General features: G+C 69.9%; 11 protein-coding genes and 1 pseudogene. 10 read left to right on the top strand and 2 right to left on the bottom strand.

The annotated features are described in order from the left end of the window. The first annotated feature begins 73 nt into the window (after positions 1-73). The 4 genes from H4F70_RS19280 to H4F70_RS19265 all read left to right on the top strand — a co-directional run bounded on the left by H4F70_RS19280 (position 74) and on the right by H4F70_RS19265 (position 3,960). Positions 74-1,072 (top strand): NADPH:quinone oxidoreductase family protein, encoded by a 999-nt coding sequence (locus H4F70_RS19280; protein WP_182360545.1) that lies wholly within the window; start codon positions 74-76, stop codon positions 1,070-1,072. After that, complete coding sequence (locus H4F70_RS19275) at positions 1,069-3,207, top strand: 3-hydroxyacyl-CoA dehydrogenase NAD-binding domain-containing protein (RefSeq protein ID WP_235681227.1); 2,139 nt, start codon at positions 1,069-1,071, stop codon at positions 3,205-3,207. The genes H4F70_RS19280 and H4F70_RS19275 overlap by 4 nt, the downstream gene beginning before the upstream one ends. Positions 3,208-3,309: 102 nt before the next feature. Further along, positions 3,310-3,525, top strand: coding sequence for a ribbon-helix-helix domain-containing protein (locus tag H4F70_RS19270; protein ID WP_182358398.1), 216 nt, complete (start codon positions 3,310-3,312; stop codon positions 3,523-3,525). Positions 3,526-3,528: 3 nt separating this feature from the next. Then, positions 3,529-3,960, top strand: a complete 432-nt coding sequence (locus tag H4F70_RS19265) for a PIN domain-containing protein (RefSeq protein ID WP_276529690.1) — start codon at positions 3,529-3,531, stop codon at positions 3,958-3,960. An 82-nt stretch (positions 3,961-4,042) separates the two neighbouring features. Here H4F70_RS19265 and H4F70_RS19260 read toward each other — a convergent pair whose 3' ends face one another. Continuing rightward, entirely contained in the window at positions 4,043-4,921 is an 879-nt protein-coding gene (locus H4F70_RS19260) for a DUF559 domain-containing protein (RefSeq protein WP_182358397.1), read from the bottom strand. A gap of 315 nt (positions 4,922-5,236) precedes the next feature. Here H4F70_RS19260 and H4F70_RS19255 point away from each other — a divergent pair, with 315 nt between their 5' ends. The 6 genes from H4F70_RS19255 to H4F70_RS19230 all read left to right on the top strand — a co-directional run bounded on the left by H4F70_RS19255 (position 5,237) and on the right by H4F70_RS19230 (position 12,001). Then, complete coding sequence (locus H4F70_RS19255; RefSeq protein ID WP_182358396.1) at positions 5,237-7,381, top strand: heavy metal translocating P-type ATPase; 2,145 nt, start codon at positions 5,237-5,239, stop codon at positions 7,379-7,381. Between the two features lie 180 nt (positions 7,382-7,561). Next, entirely contained in the window at positions 7,562-9,169 is a 1,608-nt protein-coding gene (locus H4F70_RS19250; protein ID WP_182358395.1) for a carboxylesterase/lipase family protein, read from the top strand. 131 nt (positions 9,170-9,300) lie between these two features. Then, positions 9,301-9,582: a hypothetical protein gene (locus tag H4F70_RS19245; RefSeq protein WP_235681226.1), complete on the top strand. Its 282-nt coding sequence runs from the start codon at positions 9,301-9,303 to the stop codon at positions 9,580-9,582. After that, positions 9,579-9,812, top strand: a complete 234-nt coding sequence (locus tag H4F70_RS19240; RefSeq protein ID WP_182358393.1) for a YlcI/YnfO family protein — start codon at positions 9,579-9,581, stop codon at positions 9,810-9,812. Before H4F70_RS19245 ends, H4F70_RS19240 begins: the two co-directional genes overlap by 4 nt. Before the next feature lie 259 nt (positions 9,813-10,071). Beyond that, a complete protein-coding gene (locus H4F70_RS19235) occupies positions 10,072-11,106 on the top strand; it encodes an NADP-dependent oxidoreductase (RefSeq protein WP_182358392.1) in 1,035 nt (344 codons plus the stop codon). A gap of 397 nt (positions 11,107-11,503) precedes the next feature. After that, a complete protein-coding gene (locus H4F70_RS19230) occupies positions 11,504-12,001 on the top strand; it encodes a hypothetical protein (RefSeq protein WP_182358391.1) in 498 nt (165 codons plus the stop codon). 891 nt (positions 12,002-12,892) lie between these two features. Here H4F70_RS19230 and H4F70_RS19225 read toward each other — a convergent pair. Further along, positions 12,893-13,216, bottom strand: a pseudogene (locus H4F70_RS19225) (transposase); the annotation flags it as partial. Between the last annotated feature and the right edge of the window lie 9 nt (positions 13,217-13,225).

Genomic DNA, 13,225 nt, shown 5'->3' with positions numbered 1-13,225 from the left:
CACAGTGAAGAGAACGGGACAGTGATGGAGACGGAGCAGTGACGGAGCGGGAGCAGTGACGGAGAGGGGCCTGATGAAGGCGTGGCAGGTGACGCGGCTCGGCGAGCCCCGGGACGCGTTGGAGCAGGTGGAGGTGGCCGTGCCGGCGCCGTCCGCGCAGCAGGTGCGGGTGCGGGTGCGCGCGGCGCCCGCCAACTTCCCGGACGTGCTGATGTGCCGGGGCGAGTACCAGATCAAGCCGGAGCTGCCGTTCACCCCGGGCGTGGAGCTGTGCGGCGAGGTGCTCGAGGCCGGCGCGGACGCGGTGGGCCCCGGCGGGCGGCCCATCGCGGTGGGCGACCGGGTGCTCGGTACGCCGTCGCTGCCGCACGGGGGGTTCGCCGAGCAGGCGATCATGGACGCCGGGGACGCGTTCGCCGCGCCGGAGTCGCTCGACGACGCGGCCGCGTCGGCGCTGTGCATCGGCTACCAGACGGCCTGGTTCGCGTTGCACCGTCGCACCACCATCGCCGAGGGCGACGTGCTTCTGGTGCACGCGGCCGCCGGCGGCGTGGGCAGCGCCGCGGTGCAGTTGGGCAAGGCGGCCGGGGCCACGGTGATCGGCGTGGTCGGCGGGCCGCGCAAGGCCGAGTACTGCCGGAACCTGGGGGCCGACGTGGTGGTGGACCGGCACCGCGAGGACTTCGTCGCCGTCGTCAAGGAGCACACGGGCGGACGCGGCGCGGACGTCGTGTTCGACCCGGTCGGCGGCGACGCCTACGCCGGGTCCACCAAGTGCATCGCGTTCGAGGGCCGGATCGTGGTGATCGGCTTCGCCGGCGGCACCATTCCGCAGCCCGCCCTCAACCACGCGCTGATCAAGAATTATTCGATAGTGGGATTGCACTGGGGTCTGTACAAGAATCGGAACCGCGGGGTGATCGCCGAGTGCCACGATGCACTCACCCGGCTCGCCGACACCGGCGCCATCGCGCCGTTGATCAGCGAGCGGCTGGGACTCGCCGACGTGGCCGACGGCATCGGCAGGCTCGGCGAGGGCACCACGGTGGGACGCCTGGTGTTCCAGCCGTGACCGGCACCCCGCACCCGCAGCGGACCACCCCGCAGGAAGGCACGCACATGAGCACCGAATACTCCACCGACGGGGACGTCGCCGTCATCCGCATGGCCAAGCCGCCCGTCAACGGACTGGGCCACGCGTTGCGCGTGGGCATCGCCGACGGCCTGGACCGGGCGGCGGCCGACGACTCCGTCCGCGCCGTGGTCATCACCGGGTCCGACGGATTCTTCTCCGCCGGCGCCGACATCACCGAGTTCGGCAGCGACAAGGCCACGGCGTCGCCGAATCTGTCCGAGCTGATCAAGCGCGTCGAGGACTCGCCGAAGCCCGTGGTGGCCGCCGTCGACGGCACCGCGTTCGGCGGCGGGTTGGAGCTGTCGCTGGGCACGCACTACCGGGTGGCCTCCGCGTCGTCGAAGATCGGGCTGCCGGAGGTGAAGCTGGGCCTCATCCCCGGCGCCGGCGGCACCCAGCGCCTGCCGCGGCTGCTCGACCCGGCCGTCGTCGCCGAGATCGTCGCCACCGGTGCGCCGCGCACAGCTGCCGCCGTCGCCCGGATTGACGGGCAGCAGCTGTTCGACGAGGTCGTCGACGATTCCGCCGACGTTGTGCAGGCGGCCGTCGCGCTTGCCCGGTCGGTGGCCGGCACCGCGCCGGTGCGCACCCGCGACCGCGCACCGCTCGCCGGCGGCGACCTCGACGCGGTGGCGGACAAAGTGCTCCGTCGGGCGCGCGGGCAGGAGGCCCCTGCCGTCGGTCTGGACCTGGTGCGCACTGCGCTCACCACCGGCTTCGACGAGGGCAAGGCGGCCGAGTCCGCGGCATTCGCGAAGCTCGTCACCGGCGGGCAGTCGGCGGCGCTGCGCTACGCGTTCTTCGCCGAGCGTGCGGCCCGCAAGATCCCCGGCATCGACGCGGCGGTGCAGCCGCGTGTGGTGGAGCGCGTGGGCGTGGTGGGCGCGGGCACCATGGGCGGCGGCATCGCCATGAATTTCCTCAACGCGGGCATCCCGGTGACGATCCTGGAGATGGCGCAGGACGCGCTGGACCGCGGGCTGGCCACCATCCGGAGCAACTACCAGGCGCAGGTGGACAAGGGCAAGCTCTCCGCCGAGAAGCTCGAGCAGCGCATGGGCCTGCTCACACCGAGCATGCAGTACTCCGACCTGGCCACGGCCGACCTCATCATCGAGGCCGTGTTCGAGGACATGGAGGTGAAGAAGCAGGTGTTCACCCGCCTCGACGAGGTGGCGAAGCCGGGCGCGGTGCTCGCGTCGAACACGTCCACGCTCGACGTCGACAAGATCGCGGAGTTCACCGACCGCCCGGCCGACGTGCTGGGCATGCACTTCTTCAGCCCCGCCAACGTGATGGCGCTGCTCGAGGTGGTGCGCGGCGCGAAGACGGCCGACGACGTGCTGGTCACCGCGCTGGACCTGGGCAAGCGCGTGGGCAAGACGCCCGTGGTGTCGGGGGTGTGCGACGGGTTCATCGGCAACCGCATGCTGCACAAGTACCGCGACGCCGCGATGGCGCTGCTGCGCGCGGGCGCCACCCCGCACCAGGTGGACAAGGCCATCGAGGGGTTCGGCTTCGCCATGGGGCCGTTCCGCATGCAGGACCTCGCCGGCGGCGACATCGGCTGGGCCGTGCGCAAGCGCCAGTACGCGGAGAACCCGGACATGCCGCGCGACGAGATCGCCGACGAGCTGTGCGAAATGGGCCGCTACGGGCAGAAGACCGGCGCCGGGTGGTACGACTACGAGTCCGGCAGTCGTGCCCCGAAGGTCAGCACCGTGGTGCACGAGCTGCTCGAGCGCTTCCACCACCGGCACGGCACCGACAGGCAGGAGTTCTCCGACGAGGAGATCGCCCAGCGGCTGGTGTTCGCGCTCACCGACGAGGGGGCGCGGATCCTCGACGAGGGCATCGCGCTGCGGGCCTCCGACATCGACCTGGTCTACCTGGCCGGGTACGGGTTCCCCCGGTACCGCGGCGGGCCCATGTTCTACGCCGACCGGGTGGGATTGCCCGAGGTGGTGGAGAAGCTGCGCGGGTTCCATGCGGGCGACATCGTGGACGGCAAGCCCTGGGAGCCGGCTCCGCTGCTGGTGCGGCGCGCGGAGGAGGGCGCGAGCCTGACCTGAGTGTCTTGATGGCCCACCAAGCGGATTCGGCACGTTTCGGCTGCGGAACGTGCCAAATCCGCTTGCTCAGGCCGTTATGCCACCGGTGGTACCATATGTGGCATGAAGAAGACGACGCTGTACCTTCCTGACGAGCTGAAGGCCGCCGTAGCCCGCAGCGCGGCGCGGGAGGGCGTGTCGGAGGCGGAAGTGATCCGCCGGTCCATCGCCCGCAGCGTCGGGGGCGAGCGTCCGCGACCACGTGGCGGCCTGTTCCGCAGCGGCAGCCCGATCGCGCGTGAGGCGGACGCCCACCTGGCCGGCTTCGGGGAGAGGTAGGGCGTGTCCGCGCTGATCGTGGACACGAGCGCGCTGCTCGCATTCTTCGACGCCTCCGAACCCGACCATGCCGCGGTGAGTGCGGCGCTCACCGCGGAGGCCGGTGCGCTGGTGGTGTCTCCGTTCGTCGTCGCCGAGCTGGACTATCTCGTCGCCGCCAGGATCGGCGTCGACGCGGAACTCGCGGTGCTGGACGAGCTGGCGCAGGGCGCATGGGACCTGCCGGAGTTCGGCGCGGCGGAGTTGGCCGAGGCCCGCGCGGTGGTGCAGCGCTACCGCGACCAGGACATCGGCGTGGCGGACGCATCCAACGTCGTTCTCGCGGGGCGGTACGGCACCGACCGCATCGCCACGCTCGACCATCGGCACTTCTCGGTTCTGCACACGGACCGCGGCGGCGCGTTCACGCTGGTGCCCGGCGACGCGGGCCGGTAGTCCTGACCTGATACTCGGCCGAGCAAGCGGATTCGGCACGTTTCGGCTGCAGAACGTGCCGAATCCGCTTGCTCGGGCCCTCTCACACATCCGCGCCGGCCTTTCGGAGTGCGGCCCGCAGCTGGCCCAGCACCCGCGGCATGGTGCCCTGCAGGTGCGGCGCGCGCACCCGGATGACGGCATACCCCGCGTCTGTGAGGTCGTTCCAGCGGGTGATGTCGCGGTCGCGCTGCCTGGTGGTGGAGTGCGGGTCGTCGCCGTCGTACTCGAAGATCACCCGGTACTGCGGCCAGCACATGTCGACGCGCGCGAGGAAACGGCCGTCCGCGTCGTAGATGTAGACCTGCGTCTCGGGGCGGGGTAGTCCGGAGGCGACGACGGCCATCCGCGCCCGGGTCTCCCACACCGACTCGGCGCCCTCGTCGGAGGCCTCGACGGCCGCGGCGGCCTGCGTGATGCCGGGGAAGCCGGGGTGCCGGGCGACGTACTCGGCGAGCCGGCGGCGGGTGAGTGTCGTCGCCTGGTAAATCTGATCGATGACCTCGACGTTCGCGGGGTACGGCATGCGGCAGGCCACGTCGAAGGCGGTGCGGGCGGGCGAGGTGACGGCCATGCCCCGCACCCGCCGCACGTCGCCGGCGTCGAGCAAGTCCTGATGCACGTGCAGCCAGCGATACCGCGGCGCCAGGCGGTGGGGCGTGGCGCGGATGCAGCAGGCGTGCGTGTGGTCGCCCAGGTACTGCGCGCCCAGCACCGCAGCCGCCGACACCCCGGCCAGCACCGCGCGTCCCCGGGACCACAGCCACACCGCCCGGGCGCGCCGGAGCGGGCTCAGCGCTGCCGTGGCGCGCAGGTACACGCCGGGGAGGATGCGCCGGTACTGCGAGGCCAGCCGCCGCCGCGAGACGGCCCCGGATGCCAGCGCCTCGGCACCCCGGAATGGTGCGTTGTCGATGTCCATGGGCCGAGCATGACGGCTCCGGTGCCGGCGCCCCCGCGTGCGCGGACCCGCGACCTGGGGAGATGTAGAAACCTGTGGAGAGCGGTGCGGGCTGTGGACGACTGCTCCGGTGACGCGGGCGTGCCGGTGAGGCTGCCTCGCCGACCAAGTGATTTCTGCCGGTTTCGGCGGCCCGGTGTGCAGAATCCGCTTGCTCGGCGCCGGCTGCGGACCTCTTGACGAGTCTCCGCGCATGGGTTATCAATAGAGGCGGTGAGATATACCCTAGGGGGGTATAAGATCGGGCGGGGCGCGACACGGACGAGGTGGAGCACGATGAACGGACATGAGGCGGGGCACCACGGCCCCGCCGGCACTGCGGAACACGGGGACCACTCCGGCCACGATGCGCATGTCGGTCACGATGCGCATGCCGGCCACGGATCCCACGGCGCGGGAGGCCACGCGGGCCACGTCGCCCAGTTCCGCCGCCTGTTCTGGTTCAACCTGCTGCTGGCGGTGCCGGTGGTGGCGTTCTCCGGGGGCTTCGCGCACCTGATCGGCTACCACCTGCCGGGCGGCGTCGGCTGGATCTCGCCGGTGCTCGGCACCGTCATGTACGTCTGGGGCGGGCGCCCGTTCCTCACCGGCGGCTGGGACGAGCTGCGCAAGCGGCAGCCGGGCATGATGCTGCTCATCTCGCTGGGCATCACCGTTGCGTTCCTGTCGTCGTGGGGTGCGACGCTGTCGATCCTCGACTCGGGCCTGGAGTTCTGGTGGGAGCTGGCCCTACTCGTAGTGATCATGCTGCTGGGGCACTGGATCGAGATGCGCTCGCTCGCCGGCACCACCTCGGCGCTCGAATCGCTGGCGACGCTACTGCCCGACGAGGCCGAGCGCCTGGACCCCGACACCGGCGAGACCACCGCCGTCGAACCCGCCGACCTGCGCGTGGGCGACGTCGTCCTGGTGCGCCCCGGCGGCAGCGTCCCCGTCGACGGTGAGGTGACCGACGGCTCCGCGCACGTGGACGAGTCGATGATCACCGGCGAATCGCGCCCCGTGCGCCGCGGCGTGGGCGACACGGTGGTGGCGGGCACGGTGGCCACCGACTCGGGCCTGCGCCTGCGGGTCACGGCCACGGGCGACGACACGGCGCTCTCCGGCATCCGGCGGCTGGTCGAGGAGGCGCAGGCGTCGTCGTCGCGGGCCCAGCGCATCGCGGACCGGGCGGCGGCGCTGCTGTTCTGGTTCGCCCTGGGCGCGGCGGTGATCACGGCGATCGCGTGGGCACTGGCCGGGTCGGGGGACGACGCGGTGGTCCGGGTGATCACGGTGCTCGTCATCGCCTGCCCGCATGCCCTGGGGCTGGCGATCCCGCTGGTGGTGGCCATCGCCACCGAGCGGGCGGCGCGCGCCGGGGTGCTGGTGAAGGACCGGCTGGCGCTCGAGCGTATGCGGTCGGTGGACGTGGTGGTGTTCGACAAGACGGGCACGCTCACCGAGGGCGAGCCGGAGGTCACCGGCCTCCTCGCCGTCGAACCGGGCGGCGAGGAGCGGGTGCTGGCGCTGGCCGCCGCCGCCGAGGCACCCAGCGAGCACCCGCTGGCCCGGGCGATCGTGCGCCGCGCCGAGGCGGACGGCCTCGCGGTGCCCGGCGCGGCGGAGTTCTCGTCGTCGCCCGCGGTGGGCGTGACGGCTCTGGTCGACGGCGCCGAGGTGCGCGTGGGCGGTCCGCACCTGCTGGGCGAGGCCGGGCGCGACCCGCTCGACGGCACCCGGCGGTGGCGCGACCACGGCGACACTGTGCTGCACGTACTGCGCGACGGCGAAGTGATCGGTGCGATCGCGGTGGCCGACGCGGTGCGGCCCCAGTCGCAGCCGGCTGTGGACGCCTTGCACCGGGCGGGCGTGGAGGTCGTGATGATCATCACCGGCGACGCCGAGTCGGTGGCCCGCAGCGTGGCCGACGACCTGGGCGTCGACGGCGTCTTCGCGGGGGTGCGGCCGGAGGACAAGGCGGCCCGCGTGCAGGGGCTGCAGGACGACGGCCGGGTGGTGGCCATGGTGGGCGACGGGGTCAACGACGCACCCGCGCTGGCGCAGGCCGACGTCGGCATCGCGATCGGCGCGGGCACCGACGTGGCGATCGGCTCGGCCGGGGTGATCCTGGCCGGCGACGACCCGCGCGCGGTGCTGTCGGTGATCGCGCTCTCGCGTGCCGGGTACCGCAAGATGAAGCAGAACCTGTGGTGGGCGGCCGGCTACAACCTGATCAGCGTGCCGCTGGCCGCCGGGGTGCTGGCGCCGGTCGGGTTCACGATGCCGATGTCGGTGGGCGCGGTGCTCATGTCGTTGTCCACGGTGGTGGTGGCGCTCAACGCACAGCTGCTGCGCCGGCTCGACCTGGACCCGGCCACGGTGGCGGGCGCGGTGCAGTCGGAGGCCGCGCGGGAACCGGCGGCCGTCGCCGCGGGGTGAGCGGCAGCCCCGCCGCCCCCGCCTTCCCGCCAACCAAGCGTTTTCTGCACGTTTCGGGCGCCGAGGTGACAGTTTTCGCTTGGTCGGCATGCTCCCGTGCCCGGGCCCCCGCCGATTCGGGGCCGGACGCCGCCCGCGCTGCCTAGGCTGCCGGTGAGGGGGCGCGGAGCGGAGGTACGCATGGACGTGGTGGTGGAGACGGCAGCGGGCGCAGTGCGCGGCGTGCGCAGTGCACAGCACGGACACGCCCAGCACGAGAACGGGCACGGGCACGAGAACGGGCACGCGCAGGTCACCGCGTTCAAGGGCATCCCGTTCGCGGCCCCGCCGTACGGGGAGAACCGGTTTGCGCCGCCGCAGCCGGTGGTGCCCTGGGAGGGCGTGCGCGACGCGCTGGACTACGGACCCACCCCGCCCAAGCCGCCGTACCGCGCGCCCATCGACACGTTGCTGCCGGAGCCGTCGATTCCGGGCGAGGACGTCCTCAACCTCAACGTGTGGTCGCCGGACACCGGCTCGGTGGGCCTGCCGGTGCTCGTGTGGATCCACGGCGGTGCCTTCGTCAACGGCACCGGTGCGGTGCCGTTGTATGACGGGTCGGCGTTCGCACGCAGCGGGGTGGTGTGCGTGACGGTGAACTACCGGCTCGGGGCGGAGGGGTTCGCCCTGCTGCCGGACGCGCCGGGCATCGCGCCGGCCAACCGCGGGCTGCTCGACCAGGTGGCGGCGCTGGAGTGGGTGCGCGACAACATCGCCGCGTTCGGCGGCGACGCGCGCCGGGTGACGGTGGCGGGCGAGTCGGCCGGGGCGATGAGCGTGACCGCGCTGATGGCGATGCCCGCGGCGGACGGGCTGTTCCAGCGGGCCATCACCCAGAGCGGCGCCGGGCATCACGCCATGCACCCGGAGACGGCGCGCACCGTGACGGCGGCGCTGGCCGAGTCGCTGGGGGTGGCGGCGACCGCCGAGGGGCTGGGCACGGTGCCGATCGCGGAATTGATCGACGCGCAGCGCGCGCTGTCCGAGCGGATCGCCGCACAGCCCGACCCGACCCGGTGGGGCGAGGCCGCGGTGGACGGGATGGCGTTCGAACCGTGCGTCGACGGGAGCGTCCTGCCCGGGCGCCCCATCGACCGGATCGCGGGCGGCGCGGGGGCGTCCGTCGGGCTGCTCACCGGGACGAACGCCGACGAGTTCGCGCTGTTCACGGTGCCGTTCGGGCTGGACGCCGCGATGACGGAGGCCGGCGTGCGGGGGCTGGCCGCGTCGATGGGACTGGACGCCGACGAGGCGGTGGGCGCCTACGCGGCCGCCGGGCCGGCCCTGCCGCCGGAGCAGCGGGCGGGGGTGCTGTTCATGGCGTTGATGCGGGACGTGTTCTTCCGCATCCCCGCGATCCGGGTGGTGGAGGCGCGCGCGGTGCACGGCGCGGGAAGCTTCGTGTACGAGTTCGGCTGGAGGTCGCCGGAGCTCGGCGGGCTGCTGGGCGCGGCCCACGCGATGGAGCTCGGCTTCGTCTTCGACACCCTCGCCCACCCCGACGCGCGTCCCATGACCGGGCCGAATCCTCCGCAGCACCTGGCCGACGCGATGCACGGGGCATGGGTGCGCTTCATCGAGTCCGGGCACCCGGGCTGGGACGAGTACGGCGCCCGGCGCACGGTGCGCATGTTCGGACATGGCAGCGCAGGCGGCGGGGCCGGCGACGGAGTGGGAGCCGACGGCGGACCGGCGGTGGTGGACGATCCCGAGGCGTCGACCCGCGCGCTGTGGGAGGGGCGGCGGTAGGGGCATCGCCTGCGGGTCCGCGCAGAGGCGGGCCCGCCGAAGTTCGAGGGAGTGCGACGAACTCCGAAAGTTGAGCGCTTCGTATTCGTTTGTATTACATTTTGGGTGTGGGTGAACTCTTCGATCCGAACTTGCTCGACGACGAGGATCCGTTCGAGATCGACGTTCACGCCGCACACCTGTTCAAGCACCCGCGCCTGGGTGTCGACGACATCGCCGACGTGTGGGCGACCGGTCCGTTGTTCTATCCGGCGAAGCCGCCCGCACACTGGCTGATGTGCGCCGAAGTGGCAGGGATGGTGCTCGTCGTGCCCCCGGCACCGGCGCGGTCGGGCGATCCCCGCCGCTGCCGCCCTATCGGGTGCTACCAAGCGTCACACAGCCTCGCCGAGCAGTATCGGAGGGACCGATGAACACCAAGCCGATGACTCCAGAACAGGAATACGACTTCTACGCGCAGTCGGAGAATCAGAAGCCCCAAGGCCCGGCGGTGCGTCGCCGGCCCAGACTGTCGGATCCGGTGCCGGTGCGGTTTCCGCCCAAGTTGCTCGAGCAGATCCGCCGCGCCGCCGAGGCTGACGACCGTTCAGTATCAGCGTGGCTGCGCCGCGCCGCCGAACACGAACTGCGCCGCCCCGCCTGATCAATCACGCAGAAGGGCCAGGAGTATGTGCAACGGCCTTCTGGAGTGCGATGAAGCCGGCTACTGCTATCGGCCGATCGCTTCCTGCCCCGACAGGACGCTGGTCGTTCCCCCGGTTGCGGGCGCCTCCTGGCCGACTCTCCCGGGGTGAGACGGTGATTTCGTGGGCGGAGTCCGCGATATTCGGGCGCACGACCAACTCGTGCTCCTATGGTGGTACCGAGCACCGCGCCCGGCCGCCAACACGAGGTACCCGTCGATGACCGACCAGATCGTCCAGAGCACCCGCATCGTTCTCGCGTCCCGCCCGCACGGCGCCCCCGTCGAGGAGAACTTCCGGCTGGAGACGGCGCAGCTGCCGCCGGTGGGGCGCGGGCAGGTGCTGCTGCGGATCATCTACCTGTCGCTGGACCCGTACATGCGGGGGCGCATGAGCACCGCCGAGTCGTATGCGGAGCCGATGGAGATCGACGACGTCATGGTGGGCGGCACCGTGGCGCAGGTGCTTGCATCGCGGTTCCCGGGCGTGGACGCGGGCGACTACGTGCTCTCCTATTCCGGCTGGCAGACGCACGCGGTGGAGGACGGTGCACGCGTGCGCAAGCTCGATGCCCGGCGGGCGCCGCTGTCCACGGCGCTGGGGGTGCTGGGCATGCCCGGATTCACCGCGTATGCGGGTCTGCTGGCGATAGGCAAACCGGTCGCGGGCGAGACCGTGGTGGTGGCGGCGGCCAGCGGGCCGGTCGGGTCGGTGGTGGGGCAGATCGCCAAGCTGCAGGGGGCGCGGGTCATCGGTATCGCCGGCGGACCCGACAAGTGCGACTATGTGCGCGGCAGGCTGGGGTTCGACGAGGCCGTGGACCACCGTTCGCCCGAGTTCGCGGAGCAGCTGGCTTACGTGGTGCCCGACGGGATCGACGTGTACTTCGAGAACGTCGGCGGCCCGGTGACGGACACGGTGCTGCCGCTGCTCAACACGTACGCGCGGGTGCCGGTGTGCGGGTTGGTGTCGCAGTACAATCTGCCCGGCCGCCCCGACGGACCGGACCGGCTCCCCGCATTCATGAACTACGTGCTCACCAAGAGCCTGTCCGTGCGCGGGTTCATTCAGAGCGAGTTCGTCGACGACTGGTATCCGGGCTTCCTGATGGACATGTCCGACTGGGTGCAGAGCAAACGGGTGCGCTACCGCGAGGACATCGTCGACGGCGTCGAGAACGCGCCGGCCGCGTTCATGGGCATGCTGGAGGGGCGGAACTTCGGCAAGCTCGTGGTGCGGGTGGCGGAGGAGTAGCAGGGTCGTTGCCGGCCTGGGTGGAACTCAGGCCCCAGGCCTCGAGGCCGTCGTCGTGAGTATGCGAACCGGGAGGCACGTGGCAGCCACGTTCACCGGCCCACCTGGACAGTCCGAAACGTTAGGGAGACGCGGGTCTTGCGTTCTTTCAGGAGCCTCAACCGCCCACGACTGCGTCAGGAGAGAATGAACGTGTTACTACGTGGTAGCGATGTGCCAGACTCATGCAATTTTGTCGAAGGGTTTCGGGACGAGCGAATCTGAGGTAGCGTGACTGTCGCCACAACGGATTGATGGGTATATTTGGGCAACATTGCGGCTGTCGTGACCGTGATGATGCAGAGTTCGCAGACCTCAATGCAAGTGGCCACGGTCTGATTCGACGAGAGGATGCACGATGCGTAAGGCTGCAAGTGGAGCCCTGCTTACGGGGCTCGCAACTGCGATGGTGTTTGCCGGGACGGGGATCGCGTCGGCGGCAGTGGTTAATTCGGTGCCGTCAGCGGACTACCAAGTGTGCGGGAATGTATACGAAAACGCAGGTTGGGTAAAGAACGCCCCGCCTCCAGGCGATGCGCAGGGTGTCAAGGGTGCTGAAGTGACGGCAACTCTGTATGATAGCGGAGATGCTTTCGTTCTGTCGGGTTCGGATACGACTGATAGCGACGGAGCTTACTGTGTCGAGGGTGACGAAACGCTCGTGAATACGGTGACAAGCGGCGGCTACGTAGTGCTGGAAGTCACTTCGTTGCCGGCTGGGTACACTGTGACGAGCGATAACCCATGGGAGCCGGGCGGTCTGTTCTCGTCAACGCATGTCGGGGCGGTTACGTTCCTGGCGCATAAGTACTCGGGCCTCGATTCGGCTTACCAGTTCCACTTCACCGTTTCCTGATCGGAGGCTGACATTGCTTTATATGTTTGTGAAAGCGCTTGGCCAGTTCGTGAACGGGTCTACCCCGGTGGTTGCGGGGTCGCTTGACGGTTTGAACGCTATGTCAAAAATGGAATATTCCTAGAAGGGGGTGGATGATCGAATGGAATCAATCGCAGACTCAACTATGTCTCTTGGCCAATCAGTGCAGCAGTCCGTTCCGACTCTGTTTCAGCTCTTGATTCAGTACCCGTTGGTTCTTTCTTTCGGGTTCCCGGTGGATTGAGAAAGGGTATACGTTGTCGCTTAGGGAAGTATTCACGGACTCTTTGGCGGTAGTTCTGGGGTCTTGGTCTGGTTTTCAGAATCCACTCATGCAGTTTCTCAAGTCTTTGTCCTAAGGAGGTAATCTGAGAATGTCTACCGCATACTGGGAAGGCTCGCTTTCGTTGATATCAAGTTTTGTCAATCTCGCGCTGTCTGGTCTGTATCAAGCTTCGTCGCAGGGGGGGGGGATGGGCGAGCGCTGAGTCGTTCAGTTGAGTCGAGATGCGGCTCTACTGGCGTAGTTGTGGGTGCGTGAGGCCCCGGAGAGAGCGCAAGGCCGTGTTTCCCATAGGTTCTGGACTGTCCAAGTTTCAGAACTCCAGGGAGGGCACGGCCTTGCACTCTGTCAGCATATTCACTCGCTTGCTCGCCCCTGAGTTGCGCAGGTTTAGCCTCAATACCGTTCAGTTAGCCTCGATCTTTCGTGAGGCTGGCGTGCCGGCCTGATCCGGTTCGGATGGGGTGTTTCGGCAGGTGACCGGTACCGGGGCGTGGGCCGGCTACCCGACACGGTCGGGTGGCGCCGGGGTCCACTGCCCCGGTACCGGTTTGACCTTTCGTCTCAGAGGGGAAGATTCTTACTGGTCAGCCGGGCGCCGGCAGCTGCGTCAGCCGGCCGAGCGCAGTCACGAGCAGATCGGCGTAGGCCGCGGTCGTCGACAGCCGTAGATTGACTCGCCGAGCATGGCGGGTGATTCGGGCGGGGATGGAGAACAGGCGTAGCCGGAGTCGTTTGGGTTCCCACCTGCGGGCCTCACCGTCGTCGAAGGCGAGCATCTGTGCCCACGCGTGCAGCTCGCACGCGAGCTGCACGAGTTGGAGCCAGATGCGGTTCTGCTCGAACCCGTGCAGCGGAAGGTTCTGCAGGCCAGTATCTTTCGCACAGCGGATCCGGTCCTCGCAGCGGGACTCCATCCC

It is taken from the genome of Tomitella gaofuii (assembly GCF_014126825.1).
In the GTDB taxonomy this organism is placed as follows: domain Bacteria; phylum Actinomycetota; class Actinomycetes; order Mycobacteriales; family Mycobacteriaceae; genus Tomitella; species Tomitella gaofuii.
This window is presented reverse-complemented; position numbering and strand designations above follow the sequence as displayed.

Excerpts from the sequence above, each read along its gene's own strand:
- H4F70_RS19240 (WP_182358393.1), top strand. The coding sequence starts at position 9,579 with ATGAACACCAAGCCGATGACTCCAGAACAGGAATACGACTTCTACGCG.
- H4F70_RS19255 (WP_182358396.1), top strand. The coding sequence starts at position 5,237 with ATGAACGGACATGAGGCGGGGCACCACGGCCCCGCCGGCACTGCGGAA.
- H4F70_RS19270 (WP_182358398.1), top strand. The coding sequence starts at position 3,310 with ATGAAGAAGACGACGCTGTACCTTCCTGACGAGCTGAAGGCCGCCGTA.
- H4F70_RS19260 (WP_182358397.1), bottom strand. The coding sequence starts at position 4,921 with ATGGACATCGACAACGCACCATTCCGGGGTGCCGAGGCGCTGGCATCC.
- H4F70_RS19250 (WP_182358395.1), top strand. The coding sequence starts at position 7,562 with ATGGACGTGGTGGTGGAGACGGCAGCGGGCGCAGTGCGCGGCGTGCGC.
- H4F70_RS19280 (WP_182360545.1), top strand. The coding sequence starts at position 74 with ATGAAGGCGTGGCAGGTGACGCGGCTCGGCGAGCCCCGGGACGCGTTG.
- H4F70_RS19235 (WP_182358392.1), top strand. The coding sequence starts at position 10,072 with ATGACCGACCAGATCGTCCAGAGCACCCGCATCGTTCTCGCGTCCCGC.
- H4F70_RS19230 (WP_182358391.1), top strand. The coding sequence starts at position 11,504 with ATGCGTAAGGCTGCAAGTGGAGCCCTGCTTACGGGGCTCGCAACTGCG.